The organism is Planococcus kocurii (genome assembly GCF_001465835.2).
Classification (GTDB): Bacteria; Bacillota; Bacilli; order Bacillales_A; family Planococcaceae; genus Planococcus; species Planococcus kocurii.
Genome location: NZ_CP013661.2, coordinates 2,049,429 through 2,074,381, shown reverse-complemented (window position 1 = coordinate 2,074,381; position 24,953 = coordinate 2,049,429). Strand labels below are relative to the sequence as shown.

Sequence of the window (24,953 nt, the reverse complement as noted above, 5' to 3'; positions counted from 1 at the left end):
TAATACTGTCTTAATGATAGTTCGCGGTATAATCAAGAAGAGGTGAAGACTGATGGAAGACAACCGGCCGAATCCAGAAAAAATCTTAGCAAAAATCAAACAACAGCAGATGGACTTAGAAAAAGGAAAGTTAAAAATATTTCTTGGGTATGCGGCAGGTGTTGGTAAGACCTACGCAATGCTAGATGCTGCGCATCATGCAAAAGCGCTTGGAATAGATGTAATAATTGGCTATATTGAGCCACATATCCGACCAGAAACCACAGCTTTACTCAACGGTCTTGAATCCATACCACCAATTAAAATCGACTACAAAGAAAAGACCTTCAAAGAACTCGATATCGATACAATTCTTAAAAGAAAGCCTTCAATTGTAGTGATAGATGAGTTAGCACATAGTAATGTTCCAACCATGCGTCACTTAAAGCGCTTCGGCGATGTAAACGAATTATTAGCACAAGGCATTGATGTTTATACCACCGTTAACATTCAACATATTGAAAGTCTTCACGATTTGGTCGAAGAGATTACTGGAGTCAATGTGCGCGAGCGTATTCCAGATTTTATGATTGACAATGCCTCTCAGATTAAGCTTGTCGATATTGAACCAGATGATCTGATACAGCGATTAATAGAGGGGAAAATTTATAAATCTGAACAAGTCAAATACGCAATGGATCACTTTTTTCAAAGAAAAAATCTTGTTGCACTTCGAGAAATTGCACTTCGTCGTACAGCAGATACCGTTTATCGTCGAACGGCTCACGAAGCGGGTTCATTCGGGACCAGCGGGCATATAGAAGAACACATATTAGTTGGTATAAGTAGCTCGTCTACTAATCCTAAAGTGATACGGTCAGCAGCACGACTTGCCCAAGCCCTTCACGGGAACTTCACCGCTATATACGTACAAAAAGATGATAATGATCGGTCTTATCCTTCAGACTCACAACGAATTCAAGAACATAGCAAATTAGTAGAACAGCTTGGCGGGCGCGTTGTCAGTATGCAAGCAGATGATGTCGCTGCGACTATCGCAAACTATGCACGGATGAGTGGTGTAACAAATTTAGTAATAGGGAAGTCGGTAACTAAAAATCGATGGTGGTCTACAAATTTTAAAATAGCTGATCAGATTAGTAAGTACGCGCCTAACTTGGCGATGTTCATTGTCGTAGATGAACATCAAGAACCAAAAGGTTTTCTTCCTGTAAAGCCACAGTTTTCACTTGACTGGAACGACTTATTAAAGATGATAGTAATTTTTATTGCGGTATCAGCAATCGGTTTGCTTTTCTTTACATTTGGCGTAGGTGAATCGAATATTATTACTATTTATATTTTAGGAGTGTTAGTACTCGCCTTGTGGTCAAGTGGGTGGATGGTCAGCATAGTCAGTTCGCTAATTGCCGTATTACTTTTCAATTTTTTATTTACTGAACCCAGATTTTCGTTTGAAGCATATCATCGGGATTACGCAATGACGTTTCCCATCATGTTCATATCTGGTTTTATTACAAGCAGTTTGACACGAAAAGTAAAAAAACAGGCTAGGGAAGCGATACGCAAGTCCTATCGAACAGAAGTATTGTTAGAAACAAGTCGCAAATTAAACTATGCAAAATCGCTGGAAGAGATTATTACAGAAGGAATGTCTCAAGTTGTAAAACTCATCGAACGACCTGTTATTTTTTGTGAAATTGCAAACGAACTCATCACACATTCAGTAGCTTCGTCTTCTGACGTCTTAACAGCTCAGGAAAATAAGGAGCTACTCTCCAAATTCCATAATGCCAACGAGCGTGGTGTAATAACGTGGGTAGCAAATAATAACCAACAAGCAGGTATGACAACTGATACGTTTCCTGAAGCGAGCGCTTATTATGTTCCATTTTTTTCTGGTGAAAGTGTTAAAGGCGTCCTCGGTATTTTACTACCCATTGAAGTGCCACTACCCGCTTTTGAACGTCATATTTTGAATGCTATTCTCAATGATTTTGCGTTTGCACTAGATAAATGGTATTTGCAAAAAGCGACCGAAGAAGTAAAACGAGAAGCAGAACTAGAGCAAATGAGGGCTAATTTATTGCGTGGGATTTCACATGATTTGCGTACACCTTTAACAAGTATTTCAGGCAACGCAGATATATTATTGACTAGCTCAAACAAAATTACCGATGAACAAAAAAATCAGTTGTATCATGATATTTACAGCAATTCAAAATGGCTCGTGCAGTTAGTTGAAAATTTACTAGCTGTATCTCGATTGGATGAGGGGAAACTCGCGATTGAAATGCAGCCTGAGATTATGCAAGATATTATGCAAGAAGCTCTTTTACATGTAGTTCACAACAAAACCACACACCGTATTTCATGCCAAGTCGAGCCTGCATTAGCAATCGCGATGATGGATGCTAGGCTGCTCATCCAAGTACTAATTAATCTCATTGATAATGCATTAAAGTACACACCTGTAGGCACTGAAATAAGTTTAAAAGCTGAGGAAATTGATGATGATATTCAAATTACTGTTAGTGACACTGGACAAGGTATTGACGACACATTGAAATCCATACTATTTGAACCTTTTACTACAGGAAAAATACATCGAAGTGACAGTGGTAGAGGACTTGGACTTGGATTAGCATTATGTCAGTCAATCCTACACGTACACGGTAGTCAATTGACGGTATTGGACAATCATCCAACAGGTACTATTTTTAGTTTTATGCTAAAAAAAGGAGACATTAATGACGATGAATAAACGAATTCTTGTGGTAGAAGATGATGTTGCAATTGCAAATTTAATTAAAATGACATTAACAGTGAATGGATATGAACATGAAATTGCAACTAATGGTGAGTCTGCACTGCAAAAGGTGCTCTCCATTCAACCAAACCTTATTATTCTAGATCTTGGGCTGCCTGACTTGGATGGAATTGATGTGATTCATAAAGTCCGAAGCTGGTCACAAACACCAATCATTATAGTAAGCGCTCGAGGAGAAGACCATGACAAGATAAATGCGCTTGACGCAGGCGCAGATGATTATGTAACAAAACCGTTTAGCGTTGATGAACTTTTAGCTCGTATTCGTGTGGCTCTTAGAAGAAATACGATCGAACGCAACTATGAGAACGAACAACCGGTGTTCAAAAATGGTGACTTATGTATTGATTACTTAGCAAATACCGTTTTTATCGGTGGACAAGAAATTCACTTGACTCCGATTGAATATAAATTACTGATTGTACTTTCCAAAAATGTAGGAAAAGTTTTGACGCATAACTTTCTATTAAAAGAAGTTTGGAAGCATGTATCTCAATCTGACGTTCCGAGTTTGCGTGTATTTATGGCCACTTTACGAAAAAAAATCGAAGAAAACCCTTCAGATCCAAAATACATTCAGACCCATGTACGTGTTGGTTACAGAATGCTAAAGCTTTAATTTAAAAAGGCTGTCCCATAAGGTCATGAAAAATGACTTCTTGAGTGCAGCTCTTTTTGCCTACTACAGAATAGGCTGATGTCTACTTTAATGGAGTCAAAAAAGATGAACCAGCCTTTGCCTTTTCCAACGATCATCCCGATCATCTACAGAAGTACGCGACAATACTTGGTGATTGATGCAATTTTTTATTGGAAGGATTAGTTGTTACTTTAGAAGTGACTTCCCTCAATTCAGAACTTTATTGTGTTTACCATAATTAAGTGAGAAACTAAAAAACATCTTCGAGATGCTAGACTTTAAAAGTACGCGAATGCAAATCCGATCCCCCAAAAATTAGGCTGCTTGCGCCCAGGAAATCCAGGGCGCAAACAGCCTAATGACAATGTTATATAAGTTTCTCAACTCATTATGGTCGTGTAATTCATGCCAATTTTTTCAAGACACCAAGCACAATGTTAAAGGAAGTTACACTAGTGAACTTTCAACTTAGCTCAGCAGTAAATCGGTTAAACAAGTAGGATCGCCTGCAAATGTAGAAAAGCCAATCTCTCCCTTTTTACCTTCTGCTTCAATTTCAATTGTGTATGTTCGGTCACGAGGCAACCAGAGGTCGATAAACCCGTTTGCCGGCGTTGTCATCACTTCGTCTACATAAACTTCTCCTTGATCATCTATAATCTTTACCATCATTTCTTTTTCTGCTAGCTCTCCTTGGCATCCCGTCAAACTATGAATTTCACAAGGATGTGTGTATGTCTCATAAGGTGCGATTGAAACAAAAAACTCTTCTCCTGCTAACGGATAGACAACTGTTTCTCCCTCGTCTTCAACCGTTAGTTCTTGATCATCTATCGAAGCTGCACTGACTTTGTCACTCCCACTTAAGTCAGACACTAACTCCTTTACTTCAGCTTGGGTTAGCGATGGTTCCTCCGTACATCCTGCTAGTAACCCTAGTAAAGCCACCATAATCACAAAAAATGGAACTCTCATAGTATCTCTCCTCTCTTCCTTACTATAGCAAAGTTGGTTCTTGCATTATGCGTTAATTCTTACGACTTTATGAACCTAGCTATTTACACAAAAAAGAAGGAACTCCAGCATGACTGAACTGAGCTCCCTCTTTTGCTATGACTTCTCTAGCGTTTCCTTCGACACAACCATACGCCATTACTCAAGACGATAATTCCAACTCATCACTATACGTTAAGAAAATCGTTTTAGCTTACTGTTCGTTACCTTTGTTTAGCCGTCTCTTTCTAAAACCAAACAGGGGAAAGCTATGACAGTCCTTTTTCCTCAAATTGCTTTAAATCATCTTTATGGCCCATCAAGACCAGAATATTTCCTTTGACAATCTCATCTTCTGGACTCGGGGCAATGTTGACATCTTCAAAACGTTTAATCGCCAGTACCGTGCAATTAAATTTGGCACGAATATCAAGCTGAAACAAGGTTTTTCCTGAAATAGACGGGGGAGCGACCAATTCGATGATGCTATATTCCTCCGAAAGATTAATATAATCAATGATTTTTTCAGAGTTTAGGTGATGTGCCATACGAACTCCCATCTCGTATTCCGGTTGAATCACTCGGTCTGCTCCCACCTTCTCAAGAATTTTTTGATGTTGCAAGTCTCTAGCTTTGACCCAGATAGTTGAAATCCCCATTTCCTTGAGGATTAACGTACATAACACACTAGATTGAAGATTATCTCCAATAGCTACAACGGCGTGTTCAAAATTGCGCACTCCTAATGATTTCAATACATTTTCATCTGTGGCATTTGCTATAACGGCTTGAGTCGTACAATCCGAGACTTCATTGACTTTCTCTTCATCCGTATCAATAGCGAGTATGTCATGTCCTAATCGATTTAACTCTCGGCACATGCTTGTCCCAAATCTGCCCAGTCCAATAATAACAACTTCTTTTTTCAACTTATTTCCTCATTCCTTAAGTATGTGATTACTATAGCAACATATTTAAATGAACTTTTTTCCTTAGATTCAACATACATGTGGCCTTTTGGATACTGCTTTTTATGCTTGCTGTTCTTTTTTCTTTTTGATACTTATTAATGCACCTACTGCAACGATTCCAAGCAGCACTCCCCAGAAAATAAGTTTCCACTCTGTAGAATGAGCAAAATCATATGGGATAATCCCGAGCTTCTCATGTCCTAGCGTAAGTACGGTCAACTTAACACCTACCCAACCAACAATGATGAAAGCAGTTGTTTCTAACTGCGGATAATCGGCTAAGAGTTTGACGAATTTGTGGGCGGCAAACCGCATTATAACGAGTCCAACGAGTCCGCCTGCCAACATGACTGCGAACTGACCCGAGTTAATGCCGCCAATTTCACTGACACCGAACAACTCCAAATGAGGCAAAGTAATCGCCAATGCAACAGCTGCTAGCATTGAGTCAATCGCAAACGCAATGTCCGCTAGTTCAACTTTTAATACAGTCATCCAAAAACCGGAACCTTTTGTCGCCTCTGGTTCAAGGCTATGCTCTTTTCTTTTTCGCTGATCATAAATATGCTTAAACGCGATAAACAGTAAATACGCAGCACCTAACGCTTGAATCTGCCATACGTTTACCAATAGTGTAATCATGAACAAAGCTGCAAAGCGAAAAACAAATGCTCCTACTAATCCGTAAAATAACGCTTTTTTCTGTTGTTTTTCTGGTAAATGCTTGACCATAACCGCCATAACGACTGCGTTATCTGCAGCTAACAACCCTTCCAACGCCACCAATACCAGCAACACCCATACGTACTCCAATAAAATCGCTTCCATCTTTCATCCTCCTCTTATTTTTTGCCAACAAAAAAGACCCTTGCCTAATAAAAGGCAAAGGTCTCGCTAAGCAAAATTTTGCTATCACAACCGATGGCTACGAACCATGTAATGACGACTGTGAAATAGGTTTCCCTATAGCTACTCCCCCTTGACGTGATGTCAAAGTCTATTGAGTTGTGTGATTAGTATAACACCTCCTGACCTACCGACTAACTAATAAATGTGTCTAAAAAAAGATTTCTTTCAAGAGTCTTGCCTGCGCATAATTATTGAATTTTTAGGGAATATATTTAGAAATAACTTGCAAAATTTAGGCAAGAAGATGTTTGGGTCTCTAAAGTGAAGTTCATTACTTCCACGGCCATTTTGACCGGAATCGCTCTTCTAGCGAAAGTTAATGAAACGATTTGTACATTGCATATTACGTATTAATCATTGGTGACTCGATTTTCAGGTGATTTCATTGCTGTTCACTACTAAAGAAAAAAGCTTATTGTGCAGAGTTGGCTTACACACGTTCGAACAAGGTATTTTAAGCCTCTACACGCTTCTTCGAATTCCAGCAAATTTTGAATGCGTGAATCTTTTTCTTAAGCTCTAAATGTCATTAACCCCTGAGGTAAATTCATGTGCAAATCTCCTGTTTCGCCACCATTCATGCATCACATTTTTTCATGTTGATTAAACTTTTCATGCAGTCCGAGCAATCCAAAAATTCGGATTGCTCTTTTCTCTACTAACTATTCATTTTTATTTCGAAGTGGCTCAAACGCATTGGTCCACGCATTCACTTGATCAAGCAAGGTCGTCACTGATTTCGTATGAAGATCTGCCGGTTTGAACTCACTCATTTTCACAAAATCCGTAAATAACGACATAGCCGGATGGGTTCTGACCGTTGCGATTTGTAACTCTGCTAAAATAACCCGTAATGCTTCAGCTGCGCGCACGCCGCCTGACGAACCGTAACTGACAATTCCTGCTGCTTTGTTGTTCCATTCCGGATACAAATAATCGATCGCATTTTTCAAGGCAGACGTTACACCGTGATTGTATTCCGGACAAATAAAGACATAGCCATCGAGTTCCGCAATTTTTTTCGACCACGGAATGGCTTCAGGTGTTTTATAATCCTGACTATATGCTGCTGAAATGGGCTCTGCGTACATCGGCAACTTGAATTCTGCCAAATCCACTACTTCGTATTCAGCGTCTCCACGCTGATCAGCAATGTCTTTCACCCACTGAGCAACTTGCAAGCTATTACGTCCTGGTCGTGTACTGCCTGTAATAATCCCGATTTTTGTCATGAATGAGTTCCTCCTCAAATTGTGATGCGGTCTTAGCTCTATGAACCTTCACTCCTTGATGTCTCTTCATCATAAGGGAAATATCTCTCCGTTTCAAATCAAATGACAGAATACTCTTTCAATAGCTAGTGATGTATAAACTTATATTCAGTTATCCCCATTCCACTAAATCGAAAAATAAAATCTCCTCTCTTTGCCATGACACGATATAACTTAAAGCGATATTTCAGAAAACTATATCTTGTTGTTAGTTAATCCACTAAACTGGAGAAAGATGTTAAATACTTACTTTTAAGTAGCGATCAACTGATAGGAACAATCGACTTGACTGGAGTTGCAAGTGTCAAAAAAACTGTTCCAATCATGCATTTTCACAATACAATACATAGATTTTGAATGAAATAGTGGCTTTCTGTATCGAAGGGAGATCAAGAAAATTGAAAAACTTTTTAGACAAATCAAAACAGCCTATTTTACTTTCTACTGAACTTTTTGACTTGATGCAAGATGCGATTTTTTTGGTAGCCGAAGATTACGAAACATTCCGTTATGTTTACGCAAATGCAGCTGCTTTCAAAATTCTCTCACTCCAACAAACAGATATTGGCAAAAACATAGAAGATGTCCTATCTCCCGCGCGAGCTCAAATCCATTTTGAGTACTATCGTAAAGTTCATTCTTCACAAACATCGATCGAAATGATTGAAAGTATTGAAACCGAAAGCGGAGAAATTTTAGGAGAAGTTGTACTCAATCCCATCTTGACAGAAGACGGCTACTGCCACTATATTTTAGCCACCGTAAAAGACATTACAGAACAAAGGAACAAAGACAACATGCTGCAAGAAACGCTTCAATCTTTGGATGCAGAACGACAAAAAGGAATATCTATTTTTGAAAACAATATTCATGCTGTATTCGAGTTTGACCAGCAAAAGAAAATCGTCAACGTAAATGCTAAAGCTATTGAAATCACCGGCTTTAGTAAAGAAGAATTGCTCGTTCAATCTTTGTTCTCCTTAACTGTCGAAAACCAATTAGTAGCTACACTTTCGAATTTCGAACAGGCTTTAGCAGGAATACCTATTGAATTTGAAATGACTCTTTATACAAAAACACATGAAGTAGTTGTTTTTCAAGTGAATACGGTTCCTATAGTTATTGAAGAAACGTTAACTGGAGTCTATGCGATTGCCAAGAATGTTACCACACAGAAAAAAACAGAGTGGCTTTTGCAAGAAAGTGAGCAGCGCTATAAATCACTAGTCGCTAACCATCCTTACGGAATTTTTGTTTTTGACGAAAAGGGGCATTTAAAGAACGCAAATCCTGGAACAGAAAATATTACTGGGTATTCTGTAGAAGAATTGCTCGAGACATCCTTTATAGCCATGATTATCCCGGATGAACTAGAAAAAATAAGTTATCATTTTCACGAGACAATCACTAACAATAAGTCCGAGCGTTATGAATTTGCTTGCCATCATAAAAACGGCCAGCTCATTTATCTTCAAGCAACAAATATCCCCCTCGTCTTACATGGTCAGTTGGTTGGAATTCATAGCGTTGTGACCGACATCACTGAAATTACACAGGCTCAACAAAGCTTAACTAAAACAAAAGAAGAACTTGAAATCTTTTGGAAAAATTCCGCAGTTCCCATCTTTTATATTGATGCACAAGGAGATATCTTAAAAGTAAATCCTGCATTTGAAGAAACATTTGAATTTACAGAAGAAGAAATGATAGCCGGTAAAGGGACTATTATTCCGAAAGGGATGAAGTCAGATCAACATCATATTGTGGAAAGAATTTTAAAAGGAGACACGGTCAAATCTCATGACACACTCCGTGTAACCAAGTCAGGGAAATTACTAAATATCATTTCTTCTTATTCACCTGTGCGTAACGAGAGGAAAGAAGTCGTTGGAGCAACCATCATATACAACAATGTATCCGAACTTAAAAAAATTGAAAAAGAACTTCAAAAAAGCCAAGAGAAATACAGATTGATCACAGAGAATACATTAGATATCATTACACTAATGGATCTTTCTGGAAAAATCGAATACGTCTCTCCTGCTAGCGAAAAAGTTCTAGGATTTTCTGATCACGTATACATTGGGAACTCCTTTACTCAAAATATTCATTCAGAAGACGTTTTGCATTTATCAGATCGTATTACGGCTCTTCTTAATGGAGGAAAGCCGATTCCATTAGACGTTTGTTACTTGCACCGGGATGGTCACTACATTTGGATGGAAGTTTCTTTTAATCCGGTCTTTTCAAATGGAGAAATGATTCAATTGTTTACACTTGCTAGAGATGTTACAGAGCGCAAAAAACTTCAAAGTGAAATTGCAAAAATGGCTTTTTATGACCATTTATCAGGAATTCCTAATCGACGCAATTTTGATAGCAAATTGGAAAAAGCCTTTCTACAAGTTGATCCATCAAGCAAAAAAATCGCCCTTTTAATGCTTGATGGACGTAAGTTCAAACAAATTAATGACCAATTTGGCCACGATGCGGGAGATGCCGTCATTAAAGAAATGGCTAGGCGACTACAAGCTTGCGTTCGTCCGTGTGATACGGCTGCACGTTTAGGTGGAGATGAGATGGCTGTTATTTTGCCTGATATCGACTCTGTAAAAACCGCGATTGATACCGCTAAACGAATTTTAACGTCATATGAAGCTCCATTTCTTTTTAACGGCTATAAAATTACGATGGGCGCAGGCATCGGAATTTCCTTATATCCCGATCACGCTACTAGTGAAAAACAATTGATTAAATGTGCCGATTTAGCTTTGTATGAAGCTAAAAAAATTGATCGCGATGCGTATAAAGTTTATGAATAGGTCTGGCAACTAGTAGGCATCCCTTCGTTAATCCATTAGTAGATGCACCAAATAACATGCAGGCTTTACCAAAAAGATGCTCCACACAAAACAGAGGCAATCCCTGTTTTGTGTGGAGCATCTTTTACTGAGGATGACAGAAAAGACCGCGCCCTCTTCCTAAATCCGCACTTTCACCAAATCACTGTATAATACAAATCAAGGAGGCTGATTTCAATGATTCGAATATTAGCAGTGGATGATGATATGCATATGTTGAATTTTGTTGCTACCGAACTTCGCCAAACAGGCTATGAAGTCCTAGAAGCAAACTCAGGCGAGCAGGCTTTACAACTCTTGGAATCCGAAACAGTCGATTTAGCAGTTGTTGACGTAATGATGCCAGGCATCGACGGCTTTGAGCTGACACGCATACTTCGCGCAGACTATAAGTTGCCCGTAATTTTACTAACAGCTAGACATCATATCGAAGATAAAGAACGCGGATTTTCAGCTGGTTCTGACGATTATTTGGTCAAGCCGTTTGAAGCAAAAGAGCTTTTGTACCGAGTCAAAGCTATTTTGCGACGGTACAACCATCCTGAAAACGACTTACTAACTGTAGGCTCTTTAACTATCGATTTAAAAAGCTATGAAATCAGATCGACTACCGGTATGTTATTTATTCCGTTAAAGGAATTTGACTTACTGGCACTTCTCGCTCTAAAATCTCCTCAAGTTGTAAGCCGAGACCATATCATTGAGTCGGTTTGGGGCATTGATTTTCAAGGAGACGAACAAACGATTAGCGTTCATATTAAACGACTGCGTCAGCGTTTAGAGCGGTTTGCACCTGACGTTCGGATTGTCACGGTCAGAGGCGTGGGCTATAAGCTGGAGGTTGTTGGATGAGTCTTTATGTCAAATTTATTTGGTTTACTTTCGCGACAATGCTCGTTAGTAGCAGCATCGCATTTTTCGGAATGAATGCTTATTATCACAGTCATTTAAAAGAACAAAACAATGATAAAAACATGGCCATTGCGTTGTCTTTTGCAGATTTTTTAGATGGAGAATCTACAGAACGAGCACAAGCCACTTTGACAATGCTTGGCGATGCTGGCTATCAACTTTATGTAACAAACGGTGACTCCGTAGAACGTTTTGGCGGCGACTACCGGGATGAGTCAATTGATCTAGCTGATATTCAACAAGTGCTTGCTGGAGAGTCCTTTAATGGGATTCGTGAGTTCCCTCGCGAAACGTTCGTTACTGGTTTTTTTGCCAATGAATTGAAAAACACAGTGGGTGTTCCAGTTGAATTAGACGGTGAGCCCTATGCACTCTTTATGCGACCTGACATTAAATTACTATTTCAAGAACTTCACTTACTATTTGGTGGCTTGGCAGTAGGCATTATTTTACTTAGTTTTATCGGCATGTTGATCGTTGCACGCTTGCTAATACAACCGATTACAAAATTGACCGAAGCGACTGAAAAAATGGGAACGGAAACGTTTGATGTGCCGCTCACTATCCATCGCAAAGATGAAATTGGTCGTTTGGCTGATCAATTCTTAACGATGCGTTCGCGAATCGAACAATCCACCTTAAAACGCAAAGAATTTGTCCATAACGTTTCCCACGATATTCAGTCGCCGCTCCACACTATCCAAAGTTATCTGGCCTTGCTTCAAAAAGAAGGCCTTCAAAAGAGCGAAAAAGAACATTACGCCGCGATTATTCAAGATGAAACAGCACGCTTATCTCTACTCACAAAGCAATTGCTGACTCTAGCATCCTTTGACGCAGAATCTGCAGAGCTATCTGAAAGAGTGCCTGTACACCAGCAACTTCAGCAAACCCTTTCGCACCTGCGCTATGCTTTTGAAGAAAAAGACATTGGCATTTCAGCGCAACTAGAAACCGGGACTGTAAAGGGAAATGCCGTTCTTCTTCAAACCGTCTGGGAAAATCTTTTGACCAATGCCATCAAATACAGTGAACCGGGAAGTTCTATCGATGTCCAGTTACGTATTCACTCTGGACAACTCCTGTTAGCCATTCAAGACGAAGGCATCGGCATGTCCCCAAATGAAGTCGAACACGCCTTTGACCGATTTTATCGTGCAGACCAAGCACGGACTCGCTCATCAAAAGGGTCAGGCTTAGGGCTTGCGATTGTAAAAGAAATTGTAGAGCTTCATAGCGGAACGGTCCTACTATCCAGTGTTCCGGGAGAAGGCACTACCGTACAAGTAACACTCCCTTTGTCCGAATGACCCGTACTTTAAAAAGCCGATTTTCTCTTCTACAGAGAAAATCGGCTTTTTTATCATTGTCACCCTCTGTTCATCTTCCGTTCATCTACGAGCGTTAAACTTAAGTTATTAAAGAAAACGGAGGCGCTATGATGAATATCGCATGGAAAGAAATTAAAAAAAATAAAGTACGGTTCGCAATTTTAGGTTCAATTGTTTTTCTCGTTAGCCTTTTAACATTTATTATTTCAGGACTAGCAAATGGGCTTTCTCAAGATAATGCAGCGCTTATTAAAGATTTACCAGACGGCCAGTTTTACATGGCTGAAGATGCGGAAGGCACCAATAATTTATCGCGTATCAATGTAGAGATTCAAGATGAAATGCTAACAGAAACCAAAGATGCCGTTGCTTTATCCATTCAAATGGGCTTTTTGAATGATGAAGAAGACAAACAACGCAGTGTTGCGTTTGTTACTTCTACAGAGTCCCCACTGTTTGAAGATGTGAAAAAAGGCGAAATCGTACTCGATCGCTCATTAGAAGAAGCGGGCTTACAAGTGGGCGACACATTAACAAATGACCAATTCAGCGGCGAATTTGTTGTAAAAGATTTCGTCGATCAGCAAAAATACAGCCATGCCCCTGTTGCTTTTATTAATATGGACAATTATAAAGAAATGTACCGCACCACTGAAATGCAAATGCTATTTGTTCCTGAAAGTGATACGTACCCGACCATTGCTGGCATGCAATCTTTTACGAACAAAGAGTTTCTTTCGGCTATGCCAAGCTATAGTGCCGAACAACTATCACTTAACATGATTGTTTGGTTTTTAGTAGTCATTAGCGCTTTATTGTTCGCTATTTTCTTCTATATGATGAATGTACAGAAAATAGGCTTGTATGGCATATTGAAAGCCATTGGCGTGAAAACCAGTACCTTGTTTAAAATGATGTGGATGCAAATGTTCTTTATTACAGGAATTGCGTTGGTCTTTTCAATTACACTGAGCCAACTTTTCAACCAATTTGCACCGGCTGGCATGCCATTTAGCTTAACAGCTACCGTAACAATTCAGCTATCGATTGTATTCTTAATCATCGGGTTTATTGGAGCTACGTTATCAGGCATTCAAATTAAAAAAGTCGAACCGCTACAAGCGATTCAACAAGGAGAGGTTTAAAATGACCATTTTCACAGCTCAAGAAGTGAGAAAGACATTTACCAATGGCGAAATAGCGGAAGAAATCTTGAAAGGCATTGATCTTTCACTTCACGAAGGCGAGATTACCGCACTTGTCGGGGCTTCTGGTTCCGGCAAGAGTACGCTACTAACCATTGCTGCAGGACTACAACCAGCGACGGATGGTCAAATTATTTTTGACGGTAAAAATTTGACTGCGATGAATCCAGGACAAATCCGAGAAATTCGGGCAAGTGAGTTTGGCTTTATCTTTCAATCCGCACATTTGGTCCCTTTTCTGACAGCGCAAGAACAATTGCTATTGATGCTTGAAGTGTCAGGATCCAAATTAACCAAACAGCAGCAAAAAAAAGAAGTGCGCGAACTTCTAGAACAAATTGGGATGAGTCACAGAAAAGATGCGTATCCGGCATCCATGTCAGGCGGAGAAAAGCAGCGTGTGGCGATTGCGCGTGCCATTATCCACAAACCTAAAATGCTGTTTGCCGATGAACCAACGGCGAGCTTAGATTCAAAGCGCTCGAAAGAAATCATGGAGCTGATTCAAAATTTGACCAAAACTTTGGGTATCACTACGCTATTAGTTACACATGACGAAGACATGCTGTCATATGCTGACCATATTGTTACGATGAAAGATGGTTTGGTTGAGTAGTTGGTCGTCATTCCATTAGGCAATTGCACAAAAAGAGAGGCAGCTTTATTAGAAGCTCCTCTCTTTTTTTGCTTAGCTATCATGTTATTTTTTCTTCATAAGTCGATACCCAACAAATCCAATGACCAGAACGGCTAACACTAGCAAAATGGTAACTAATGAACTGCCTTCATCTTCTGAAGAGTTGTCTACAGTTTGAGCAGTTTTTTCTTCTGCCACTGATGCTTCTTTTTCTACAGCTGGTTCTTCTACTGTTTCAGTTGCCGGCTCTTCTACCACTGGCTCTTCGGCTACCGCCTCAACATTCAACTCAAACGACACAATTCCTTCTATTGGATGGCCATCTACACCGATGATTTTCCAGTTAATCGTATACGTATCGTTCGGTAGCTCTTCTGTTATCGTCCCTGTCATGACTTCATCTGACAGTAAAACTTCATCAAACTCGTAAGTAGTTCCTTCGCTTTCTAATGTCATTGTGCTTCCTTGTTCAACGACAGTTCCGAAAGTCAGAACCACTTCTTCTAATGATTCAACCACCACTGACCCTTCTGCAGGTGATGATGAAGACAGCGTTGTGTGTGCTTGGCCAACTAATGGCATTGAGAAGAGCGTTAATACGAGTAGTAGGATAATTTTTTTCATCTTTAGTCGCTCCATTTCCTGTTTTTAAAATTTAAAATCATCAACTCTTTATTGTTTCTTTCCTCAAACTTTACTTTGTCTCTTTTATCACCTTGCGAAACAATGATGTAACAAAAGGGACCGAAAGAAATAGCAACCCAACTATTTTACCATGAAAAGGTTTTTCTGCCGAAATTGATACGACCTTCTCCTCAAACACCGTAGTCAAAATTCTTTTTTTCATTTGGGCTGAAAACACGCCATCATTCATGAGGGAAGGGAGTTCACTTATGAACTGCATAAGTTCCTGACACTCCTGACAAACCTCTAGATGCTTTTCAACCTTTTCTTCCCACTTTCTTTCAAACGGCAAAGACCTATTGATGCAATCTACAACAAAGTCACATCCCATCTCCATAATCGAATACCTCCTCTTGTATTCAGTGCAAGGTTTAATGTAATAGCTTTCCAAATAAACACAACTTCCTTAAGCGAATGCGATAAAAAAAAGCTAGCCAGTTAGGCTAGCTTTTTCCGTTTAAACTAACGCTTATTGCTTGCGTGTACGAACTGCGACTACGGTCGTCAATGCCGCTAACATTAAGCCGGCCAGTACCCACATGAATGGGAATGATCCGGTATCAGACATACCACCCATGCCTGTTTTTGGCATTTCGGCTGGCATTTCAGTCGCGCCGAATTGGTCTGGGAATTGATCGACAATCGCTGCTGACAAGCCGGCTGCTGGCATTTGCATATGTGCATACGCCTCGCGAATCGAGCTGTACGCTGCGTCATAATCGCCCGCTACATACGAATCAAATGCTGCCAATAGTTGCCCAACATGGGCAGTTAAACCTTCTTCCAATGCTGCTGCAGGAACGCGACCTTCTGTTGCTGCGTCTAAGAAGGCTGCTTGGTCTACGATGTACTGATCAAGCTCGGCACGTGCTTGTTCTTGCCCTTCTTTGTTGCCTTCACCCGTTGCTGTTACGTAATCCACAAAGTAACCAATGTGCGACTTCCATGTTTCTTCAAACTGTGCACCGGCTTCGTCGCCGTAAACCGATCCTACGGCTGCTGACAAGTCATCGGCGTTCGCAAGAAGTGCCCCTGCTGCTTGGTCAAAACTTTCAGCACCGTCCGCGCCGTCTTGCATCGCCATAACCGCAAGTCCTGCGTGTTCAGTGAACGTTTGGTTCAATGTTGCACGCAAATCAATGGCCGGTGTATCGGCACTGGTGTTGTCAAATTTGTCCGGGAATTGCGTCGTGATCGCTACTGACAAGCTTTCGGCGAACATGCTCATGTGTTGAATCGATTCGCGCTCAAGTGAGTAAGCTTTTTCAAAATCGCCGGCTACATACGCGTCAAACGCCATGATCAACTGATCGACGTGCATGTCCAATCCTTCTTGAACCGCCGCTGCTGGCAAGAGTCCGCCTGTGGCAGTATCAAAGAATTTCGATTGTTCGACTTTGTAGGTTTCCAGTTCTGCTAACGCTTGATCTTTGCCTTCTTGGTTGTCTTCAGCGGTTGCTGTCACGTAATCGACGAAATAGCCGATGTGCGACTTCCATACTTCGTCAAACTGTGTGGCGCCTTCTTCCCCGTAAACTGAACCAACAGCTGCAGACAAGTCGTCAGCGTTTGCCAGTAACGCCCCGGCTGCTTGGTCAAAATCTTCTGCCCCGTCGACGCCTTTCCGCATCGCTTCAACTGCTAGAAATGCGTGCTCTGTTAAGGTCGTATCCAGTGCGATGCGCAGTTCCGCCGCAGGTGTTGTCGTGCTTACTTCCGTTGCGGTTTCGCTTGACGCAGAATGACCGCCGTGGCTGTCGGCAAGTGCTGCCGTTGGTACAAGTAACGCTAGGCTAAGTGGTAGGGCTAACAGTAATTTGTTTAATTTCATACTAAAATCGCTCCCTTTTTCTTGTTTTTTTTAAGTTATACAGACATAACGCAAAGGGCATTTGTTTAGATCACTTTATTTTTAAAAAGATGATTTGGTTACTTCCATACATATAGGAACTTCTTGTAATTTGGACGATAGACACTATCCATAGACTGATCTAAACAACTTGTTCCAGTAAGCTAGCAATCACAAAGCACACAGCTACTATCCTTTTAAACCAGGAAAGCATCATACTTCTTATCCGTAAATATCGCGAACTATCTTAGTTATACATCACTACATAAAAGGAATTTATATAGTATAGTGGAAGTATCTAGATATTTTTTCAAAAGAAGGTGAATGATAATGGCACCAACAAATTATAAAGTTTTGCTTTCTGATAGAGTGGAGCAAGATTTTTCAAAATGGTTTAAGCAAAAAGAAATTCAAGAGCGCGAAGTTTATCGTTTTTTGCATACGATGAAAGGTACTGCAGGAACCATTGGACTTATGGAGCTATCTGACTTTTGTGGAACACAACTCGAGCATTTTTCAGAAGACAGCATCCGTTTACTGCCCGTTGATTCATTAGAAGAATTCATGTTGACCTTAAAAAGTTTTTTTGTAGTAGAGGACTTTTCTCCAAACGTAGAAGTAATTGTAGATTTAGAAGAACACGCGCTTACTAAAAAATCATTGGTGTTAGTTATTGATTCTGATCCAGAATTTGCATCGCACATAAAAGAATCATTGGAAGAACAAGGAGTTCCTGTCGTGATTGCACTTGATGGTAAAAAAGGAATGGAGTTCTTTTATACCCTTCAACCGCAAATGATCCTAGTTGACTCAAACTTACCAGACGCAGATGGCTTTAAGTTGGTCACTCAAATTCACGACGCTGCTCAAAGCCGTTCCCTTCCCATTGCCGTCGTCAGTGAGGACAATCACGTGGATAACCAAGTTCGAGCAATGGAAATAGGCGCAACAGATTTTCTTCCTAAGCCTTTGAATATGGCTATTTTTGTGCCTTATGTGATGAACCGGCTGCGTAATCAAGAACTGATCTTACAAGAAACACTTTTTGATGAGTTAACTGGAGCCGGAAATAGACGGTACTTTAATGATGTATTGGTACAAATGACGAATTCATCAGAAAGAACAAAAAACATCTTCACTCTTGTTTTATTTGATTTGGATCATTTTAAAAAAGTAAATGACAGTTACGGTCATCCTGTAGGCGATGACGTTTTGCGGACATTCGGTCAGCTTTTCCTAAAAATGAAAAGACAATCAGATTATTTCTTTAGATACGGCGGAGAAGAGTTTGCTTTGATTCTTCCAGATACAAAGGCACTAGATGCCAAAGTTTTAGTAGAACGAATTCGCATAGCCTTCGCGAATATGACTTTTCCAAATGACACACATGAAACATTTCATGTTACGTTTTCTGCTGGAATTAGTCAGTACCGACTAAAACAAGATACTTTAGTGAGTACGGCAGACCAAGCTTTGTATCAAGCTAAAAAGAATGGCCGAAATCAGACGATGATTTATGAAATGGCTAGTGAAGATTTAAGACGTCATCTCAATATCATCATTGTCGATGACGATTCGCTCGTACGTAGACTGGTTTCAAAACAATTCTCTACTTGGAAGCCAGATGATTTTGATCTCTATATAAAAGAATTTGCTGATGGTGTTAGTTTTATCGAGTCCGAATGGTACACACCGGATGAAAATTATATGATTTTACTTGATGGCGTCATGCCGAAAATGGATGGGTTAGAAGTATTAAATCATGTGCGGAGTCAGTACCCTAACGAAAACATTGTCATTTCTATGTTGACGTCACGTACAAATGAATCGGATATCGTTCTCGCTTTGAAGAGTGGTGCAGATGACTATATCGTTAAGCCATTTTATGCACAGGAAATTGTGGCACGTGTTCAACGCCTAACGATGAGGATGTTCAATTGACTATATACTATCTATGGATTGTCGTTGCTGCACTGTTTCTTAGCCAACTTGTTCTTCTGTTCATTTTAGCTTGGCGAAAACAACGTTTACGGACGAAAGAACAAGCTATCCACGCGCAATATGAAGCCTTAACCGATTCATTTAGTACCTATATGCTAGACCCTTCTGATGAAAAGTTTAGTCAAGAACTACGCAGCAGTTCCTATAAGGAAGTAGTTCTTGAACACTTATTAAACGGTTATGTTTCTGTTACAAAAGGCAGTAGCACATCTCCCCTTGTCGCAAAACTTTCAGAAGATTTTTTGACCGAACGTTATACGAAGCAACTCGAGCGTAAGAGCTGGGCTATTCGCATGAATACATTGTATTTTATCGAAGATTTTCATATGCAATCCCTCTCCCCACTGCTTAAAGAAAAACTTCACAAATCGGTTCGATTGGATCAAGAAACGCAACAACTTATTCGAACCTTAGCCTCGTTAAACGAGTCGGAAACTGTTTCTGCGTTAGCAAAATATCCCGATGCACCTGTTCGCTTGTACATTGACGTATTCAAGCGAATGGAATTGAGTACGCAAGAAAGAGCATTGCATGCTGCTCTACAAGCTGATCACGCGAATAAAACATTGAAATATGCTGCGATTTCTTATATCGGAATGGCTGGATTAACAGCATTTCTCCCTCTGATTGAGAAAGAATTAAACAGTCAAGACAGCGAAATACGAATTCAAGTTTTAAAGTCAATTTTACGTTTACAATATATAACGACACCAAGCTCATTAATGCCATTTTTTCACTCTACCTCTTGGCAAGAGCGCATGTTCGCTTCTCGAATTGCGGGAAGACTTCAGCTATCCCGCTTTAAAGAAATACTTGGTGAACTACTTGGCGATTCAACTTGGTGGGTACGTTATTCATCAGCTGAAGCTTTGACACAGTTTTCAGATGGGGATATTTTACTCACCCATTTAGCTATTAACCACCCCGATCGCTTTGCTCGAGACATGGCAGCTCAGTGGGAAACATTCCTTTTAGGAAGTGAAAAGTAATGCACACGTTTTTTGAAATTTTAGCCTATGTAATTATTTTTTACATGATTTTTTCAAGCTTAAGTTATGTAGGTCTTTTCATGCTCGCATTCGGAAAAGTAAAAAAAGAGAGCAAGCTAGACCGTAGAGAGTCAACCGAAGACATCTTGAAAAATCCGTATACGTACCCCGTTTCTATACTGGTTCCCGCTTACAATGAAGAGGTAGGTGTCGTTAGCACAGTACGTTCGTTGTTAGCACTCGAATATCCCGAAAAAGAAGTTATTGTAATTGACGATGGTTCGAAAGATTCTACCTCTGAACGAATGATTCAAGAGTTTAACATGGTTCAAATCCCTTTTGCTGTTCGTACACATATACAAACAGCAAAAATCGATGCAATCTATCAATCTTCCATATTCCCTTACATCCGCCTGATTAAGAAGGCCAATGGCGGAAAAGCAGATGCGCTAAATGCCGGCATTAACCTGTCCTCTTATTCCTATTTTTGTGCGATTGACGGCGATTCCATTTTAGAAAATGATGGACTGCTTAAAACGATGAAACCCATTATCGAGTCGGATGGACAAGTTATTGTAACCGGCGGATCGGTGCGGATTGCAAATGGTTCCACCATTTCGAGAAGTAAAGTAGAAATTATTGATCTTCCAAAGCATCCTGTTGTGCTTATGCAAATTATTGAGTACTTCCGCGCATTCTTAATCGGCAGACTAGCTTTGAGCCATTTGAACATTTTACTTATCGTCTCTGGCGCTTTTGGCGTATTTAACAAAGAACGAGTTATACAAGCCGGCGGATACAACAAAAACACAGTCGGTGAGGACATGGAACTGGTCGTCAGGCTGCACCGACTTTTACGAGAAGAAAAATCCAAACAGCGCATTGAATACGTTCCCGATCCAGTTTGTTGGACCGAAGCCCCGGAGTCACTTGAAGTTCTTAGATCTCAAAGAGTGCGATGGCAACGCGGATTATTCGAAACTTTATGGACGCATAAAAAAATGATGTTCAATCCTAAATATGGCGCAGTTGGATTGGTATCAATGCCTTATTTTCTTTTCGTTGAACTTCTCGGCGCAGTCTTTGAATTTTTTGGTTATTTCATTATTGTTGGTGGCCTTTTCTTTTCTTTGGTCGATCCACAAATTGCCGGCATTCTGTTCTTAGTGACAGTTTTATATGGCTCTCTCATTTCGGCATTAGCTGTCTTATTAGAAGAATTAACACTCCACAAATATCCAAAAACGTCTCATTTAGTACGCCTATATTTTTGGGCATTAACAGAAGCTTTTTGGTACCGCCCGCTAATGGTGTTGTGGAGAATTCAAGGCATTTTTGCCACTTTTCGCAAACAAGCGCATTGGGGCGATATGAAACGCAAAGGAATTTCGTCTTAATTTTAGGAGGTAAGCTTAGTTGAAAAAAATATTAGTAGCAGATGATGAAGACATTTTGCGCATCCTCATTACGGATACACTTGAAGACGATTTTGATATTGAAGAAGCAGAAGATGGCAAAGAAGCGCTTCAAAAAATTAGAGACAACGATTACGATTTGATTGTTCTTGATTATATGATGCCTTACTTAACAGGCCTCGAAGTATTAGAAGCAGTAAGAAACGATCATAACACCACCAAAGTGCTGATGCTGACGGCTAAAGCACAAGATGCGGACCGGGAAAATGCGATAGCAAAAGGAGCGGATTATTTTATGTCCAAACCATTTAGCCCAATGGAACTGCTCACACTTGTCGAGAACATATTAGCTTCATAAGAAAAAACGAACAGATCCTTTGAGGACCTGTTCGTTTTTTGTGAAATTACTTTTTAAAATTTCGAACCAAATAGAAAATTCTACCTGGTTGCTTAGCGCCGGCGCATCCACGTAAGCGAAGCGGTATCAAAAAATCGGTTTCTTTCGTACAACCTGCACACTCGCTATTCGTTATCAATATAATCTTTTCTAGCGTAAAAAATAACGCCGTCTTCATCTTGACCAGCCAATAGCTTTTTCATTACTTTTGATAAGTTAATTGGCGCGTATGGTTTTGTTAAGTAATGGCTAATTTTATTGATTTTCTTGGCATCAGAAGAAGGATCTAGCGCAGAGGAAATGACGATTGGGATGTTTTTGGTTAAATCATCCGCTTTCATCATGTCGACAAGGTCCCAGCCATCCATTTCTTCACCGAGCATAATATCGATAACTGCTCCTACTAGCGGTGTGCGTTTTGCTTCTTCAAAGGCGGCTTTTGGACAAGTATGGTAAATCACTTTAAATCCGTTGACCTTTAGTTCTTCAGAAAGTAAGAGCGTCAGACTCATATCATCTTCTACGATCATCACTGGCGGATTTTCTTCTGCGCCTTCGTGAGTCGCGTGTCCTTGCAGTTTAGAAACAAGCGGCAACTCAAAATGAATGACTGATCCTATTCCTTCTTGCGATTCTATCCAAATTTTTCCGTCGTGTTGAAGGATAATTTCCTGACAAATTGCAAGACCCAGACCAGTTCCACCAATTTTTCGGCGTGAGCTGTTATCAATACGCTGGAATTTAGAAAATAGTTTTGGAATATCATCAGGTGGAATACCGATTCCTTCATCTTCTATCGATACACGCAAGTTGTTCGCATCGTTTTTGATAGAAATGGTCACTTTACCACCAAGTGGTGAAAACTTAACAGCGTTGCCGATTAAATTCATCAACACCTGGGCAATACGCTCTTGATCTCCTTCAACAATCACGTCAGAAGCATCGTCCACAAAGACAATTGAATGATCTTTTTGCGTACGGAATTTCTCAGCAGTTTCGATGATGATTTCATTGAGTGAAATTTTGTCCATGCGATAGACTTGGTCTCCAGACTCCATTCGTTGCAAGTCTAAAAAGTCATTGATAAGGTTAGTTAAACGTTTCGCTTCTTTGTAAATGGTTTTTAAATAGCGTTCTTGTTTTTCTGGCTTGAGTTGCTTGTTAAGCAATAACTCGGTGAATCCGAGAACACTGGACAATGGTGTTCGAAGCTCATGGCTCACGGTACTGACAAGCTCAGATTTCATTTTATCCACTTCGTGTTCTCGCGTAATGTCTCGGTGGACAAAAATAGTACCGGTTTTTTCATTTTCTACAATGACCGGTGTACTGTAAACATCGATCACGCGCTCATACGGTTCTTTTACAGTGTACTGGAATGTATTGGCTTCTCGGTCTGTTTCGCGAATGCAGTTAGTTAAAAACGTAAACATCGATTCAGAATCAGTGGTCTGATCAGACATGCCCTTAATCCATATGTCTTGAGTAATCGAAGTATCCAGTGGTGCCTCGCCACAATTTAGCATTGTACACATGGTGTCGTTGCGCTGCACCATGTCTCCATTTTTCGAAATAAATTGAATGCCTTCGTTTATATTATTGATAATTCGTTCATTTAGCGTCCGCTCATGGATGGCCGCATCGTAAAGTTGAATGCGATCAATCGCTAAGTGAATGCGGTTTAACAATCCACTAATATCTTGTTCTTCTTCAGTTGAAAAAGTTCTGCCTACTCGCGATAAGCCAATTAACGCAATATGATCATTTTCTTCGTTTTTCACTGAAGCATATAGATCATGGATATATACAGTATCAGCAGTAAATCCTTTTTCTTGCTGCGCTTCTCTTTTTACAGTAAACGATTGGCGATCTTTCAATCTAGCTTTCAAATAATTGATTCGTTCTTCTTGAAATTGCTTGAACATGATAGCTGTAAATCCTTTTAACGTATACTCACCAGTTTTAGGCAACCACAGTACTCCCGTATCAACTTCATACGTATCATTAAAATATTCAAGCGTTGCATTGATCAACTTCTGTTTATCCAACGTAAAAGACAAAATATGATTTAGCTCATTAAATCGAATCAACCGTTCTTTCGTTTTCTCGGTTTCTTTTAAAGATGCCCCGAGCTTCGTTTGTTTTTCTTGTAATTCTGTCTCGTTTAAAAGCAACACTTGGTTTTGAGAAGTTAACTCTTCTTGGTTTTTTTGAATGGTGTTGATCATTTCATGGAAAGTCTTAGACAAAACGCCTAGTTCATCTGAGCGTTCGAGTGGTTTGTAGGCGACTTCCTCTCCTTGCACAAATCCTTCAATTGATTTTTGCATTCCTTCGATAGGCTTCACAATATCGTTTAAAGCTCTTAAAATAATAAAAACAATGACGATAAATAAAAGAACAAACAAAAGAATTAAGACAAACGAAAAAGTTTCTGCTTCTTTGAGCATATCTTCGTTTAATTTATTCAATGTATTTTCATTAGCCGCTTGATATTCCTCAGAAAATGCTACAAATTCATTTACTGCAGTGTTCGTACCGCCTTGAGATAACTTCCGTAATTCTTCGTAATCATTATTCCGAACAGCAGCAACTGCAGCAGGAAAGATTACTTCTTCGAATGTACCAACAAAATCACTTAACTCAACAAGCCGCTCTTTTTCTTGTCGCGTAATTGATAGATCATTCATGTCAACGATTGATTTTTTTAAATCCTCTAGCTCTGTATATGACATAATCAATTCTTGTTCGTTTTGAAAAGCATAAAATCCTCTAGTTCGGAAAAATAATTGATTTAATGAATGCACAAGACTTCTAAGTGTTTCTTGTTTTTCTGTGAGTTCTGTAAATTCGTCTAGTTTTTCTTGTTGTTGGTTGTTCATATAGAAGTAAATCCCAATAATTAGTAAGCAACAAACAAGGACAGATGAAAATGTTAACCGCAAATATTTATACCTAATCCCTTTTTCAAATGAATTCTTCATGCATTTCCTCCTTGATGTCTATAGACTTCCTGTTTCGACAAACAGCTTTTACTTGCAGCTATTATCGCTTACAT

At 39.8% G+C, this 24,953-nt stretch carries 19 protein-coding genes; 11 read left to right on the top strand and 8 right to left on the bottom strand.

The genetic code is table 11. The features are described 5' to 3' along the window. Positions 1-52 precede the first annotated feature (52 nt). Both AUO94_RS10235 and AUO94_RS10230 read left to right on the top strand, forming a co-directional pair. On the top strand, positions 53-2,764 hold the full coding sequence (locus AUO94_RS10235; protein ID WP_058384117.1) for a sensor histidine kinase: 2,712 nt from the start codon (positions 53-55) through the stop codon (positions 2,762-2,764). Continuing rightward, complete coding sequence (locus tag AUO94_RS10230; RefSeq protein ID WP_058386822.1) at positions 2,757-3,449, top strand: response regulator transcription factor; 693 nt, start codon at positions 2,757-2,759, stop codon at positions 3,447-3,449. Before AUO94_RS10235 ends, AUO94_RS10230 begins: the two co-directional genes overlap by 8 nt. A 489-nt stretch (positions 3,450-3,938) precedes the next feature. Here AUO94_RS10230 and AUO94_RS10225 read toward each other — a convergent pair whose 3' ends face one another. From AUO94_RS10225 to AUO94_RS10210, 4 genes are all read right to left on the bottom strand, one after another. Further along, a complete protein-coding gene (locus AUO94_RS10225; RefSeq protein WP_058384116.1) occupies positions 3,939-4,445 on the bottom strand; it encodes a CueP family metal-binding protein in 507 nt (168 codons plus the stop codon). Between the two features lie 287 nt (positions 4,446-4,732). Continuing rightward, positions 4,733-5,392, bottom strand: coding sequence for a potassium channel family protein (locus AUO94_RS10220; RefSeq protein ID WP_058384115.1), 660 nt, complete (start codon positions 5,390-5,392; stop codon positions 4,733-4,735). Between the two features lie 102 nt (positions 5,393-5,494). Beyond that, positions 5,495-6,262, bottom strand: coding sequence for a TerC family protein (locus tag AUO94_RS10215; RefSeq protein WP_058384114.1), 768 nt, complete (start codon positions 6,260-6,262; stop codon positions 5,495-5,497). Positions 6,263-7,005: 743 nt separating this feature from the next. After that, positions 7,006-7,575 (bottom strand): NADPH-dependent FMN reductase, encoded by a 570-nt coding sequence (locus tag AUO94_RS10210; RefSeq protein ID WP_058384113.1) that lies wholly within the window; start codon positions 7,573-7,575, stop codon positions 7,006-7,008. 437 nt (positions 7,576-8,012) lie between these two features. Between AUO94_RS10210 and AUO94_RS10205 the strand changes: the two genes are divergently transcribed. From AUO94_RS10205 to AUO94_RS10185, 5 genes are all read left to right on the top strand, one after another. Next, on the top strand, positions 8,013-10,436 hold the full coding sequence (locus AUO94_RS10205) for a PAS domain S-box protein (RefSeq protein ID WP_058384112.1): 2,424 nt from the start codon (positions 8,013-8,015) through the stop codon (positions 10,434-10,436). A 216-nt stretch (positions 10,437-10,652) separates the two neighbouring features. Beyond that, positions 10,653-11,327 (top strand): response regulator transcription factor, encoded by a 675-nt coding sequence (locus AUO94_RS10200; protein ID WP_082707530.1) that lies wholly within the window; start codon positions 10,653-10,655, stop codon positions 11,325-11,327. Further along, on the top strand, positions 11,324-12,697 hold the full coding sequence (locus tag AUO94_RS10195; RefSeq protein WP_058384111.1) for a sensor histidine kinase: 1,374 nt from the start codon (positions 11,324-11,326) through the stop codon (positions 12,695-12,697). The genes AUO94_RS10200 and AUO94_RS10195 overlap by 4 nt, the downstream gene beginning before the upstream one ends. A 131-nt stretch (positions 12,698-12,828) precedes the next feature. Continuing rightward, a complete protein-coding gene (locus tag AUO94_RS10190) occupies positions 12,829-13,863 on the top strand; it encodes an ABC transporter permease (RefSeq protein WP_058384110.1) in 1,035 nt (344 codons plus the stop codon). 1 nt (position 13,864) lies between these two features. Next, positions 13,865-14,539 (top strand): ABC transporter ATP-binding protein, encoded by a 675-nt coding sequence (locus AUO94_RS10185; protein ID WP_058384109.1) that lies wholly within the window; start codon positions 13,865-13,867, stop codon positions 14,537-14,539. Between the two features lie 84 nt (positions 14,540-14,623). Here the strand turns inward: AUO94_RS10185 and AUO94_RS10180 are convergent, their stop codons facing one another. From AUO94_RS10180 to AUO94_RS10170, 3 genes are all read right to left on the bottom strand, one after another. Further along, complete coding sequence (locus tag AUO94_RS10180; protein ID WP_058384108.1) at positions 14,624-15,184, bottom strand: copper resistance CopC family protein; 561 nt, start codon at positions 15,182-15,184, stop codon at positions 14,624-14,626. Positions 15,185-15,254: 70 nt separating this feature from the next. Then, positions 15,255-15,581, bottom strand: a complete 327-nt coding sequence (locus tag AUO94_RS10175; protein ID WP_058384107.1) for a hypothetical protein — start codon at positions 15,579-15,581, stop codon at positions 15,255-15,257. Positions 15,582-15,713: 132 nt separating this feature from the next. Beyond that, positions 15,714-17,075, bottom strand: a complete 1,362-nt coding sequence (locus AUO94_RS10170; RefSeq protein ID WP_058384106.1) for a hypothetical protein — start codon at positions 17,073-17,075, stop codon at positions 15,714-15,716. A gap of 348 nt (positions 17,076-17,423) precedes the next feature. On the opposite strand from AUO94_RS10170, the gene AUO94_RS10165 reads away from it, so the two are divergent. From AUO94_RS10165 to AUO94_RS10150, 4 genes are read left to right on the top strand one after another with little or no spacing between them, the layout of a single operon-like run. Beyond that, entirely contained in the window at positions 17,424-19,034 is a 1,611-nt protein-coding gene (locus AUO94_RS10165; RefSeq protein ID WP_058384105.1) for a diguanylate cyclase, read from the top strand. After that, positions 19,031-20,083: a HEAT repeat domain-containing protein gene (locus tag AUO94_RS10160; RefSeq protein ID WP_058384104.1), complete on the top strand. Its 1,053-nt coding sequence runs from the start codon at positions 19,031-19,033 to the stop codon at positions 20,081-20,083. The genes AUO94_RS10165 and AUO94_RS10160 overlap by 4 nt, the downstream gene beginning before the upstream one ends. Beyond that, the gene (locus AUO94_RS10155; RefSeq protein WP_058384103.1) at positions 20,083-21,480 is read left to right on the top strand and encodes a glycosyltransferase family 2 protein; all 1,398 of its coding nucleotides are present in this window, start codon (positions 20,083-20,085) and stop codon (positions 21,478-21,480) included. The genes AUO94_RS10160 and AUO94_RS10155 overlap by 1 nt, the downstream gene beginning before the upstream one ends. Before the next feature lie 19 nt (positions 21,481-21,499). Further along, positions 21,500-21,856, top strand: a complete 357-nt coding sequence (locus AUO94_RS10150; RefSeq protein ID WP_058384102.1) for a response regulator transcription factor — start codon at positions 21,500-21,502, stop codon at positions 21,854-21,856. A 164-nt stretch (positions 21,857-22,020) separates the two neighbouring features. Here AUO94_RS10150 and AUO94_RS10145 read toward each other — a convergent pair whose 3' ends face one another. After that, positions 22,021-24,879 (bottom strand): ATP-binding protein, encoded by a 2,859-nt coding sequence (locus AUO94_RS10145; RefSeq protein ID WP_058384101.1) that lies wholly within the window; start codon positions 24,877-24,879, stop codon positions 22,021-22,023. Positions 24,880-24,953: the final 74 nt, after the last annotated feature.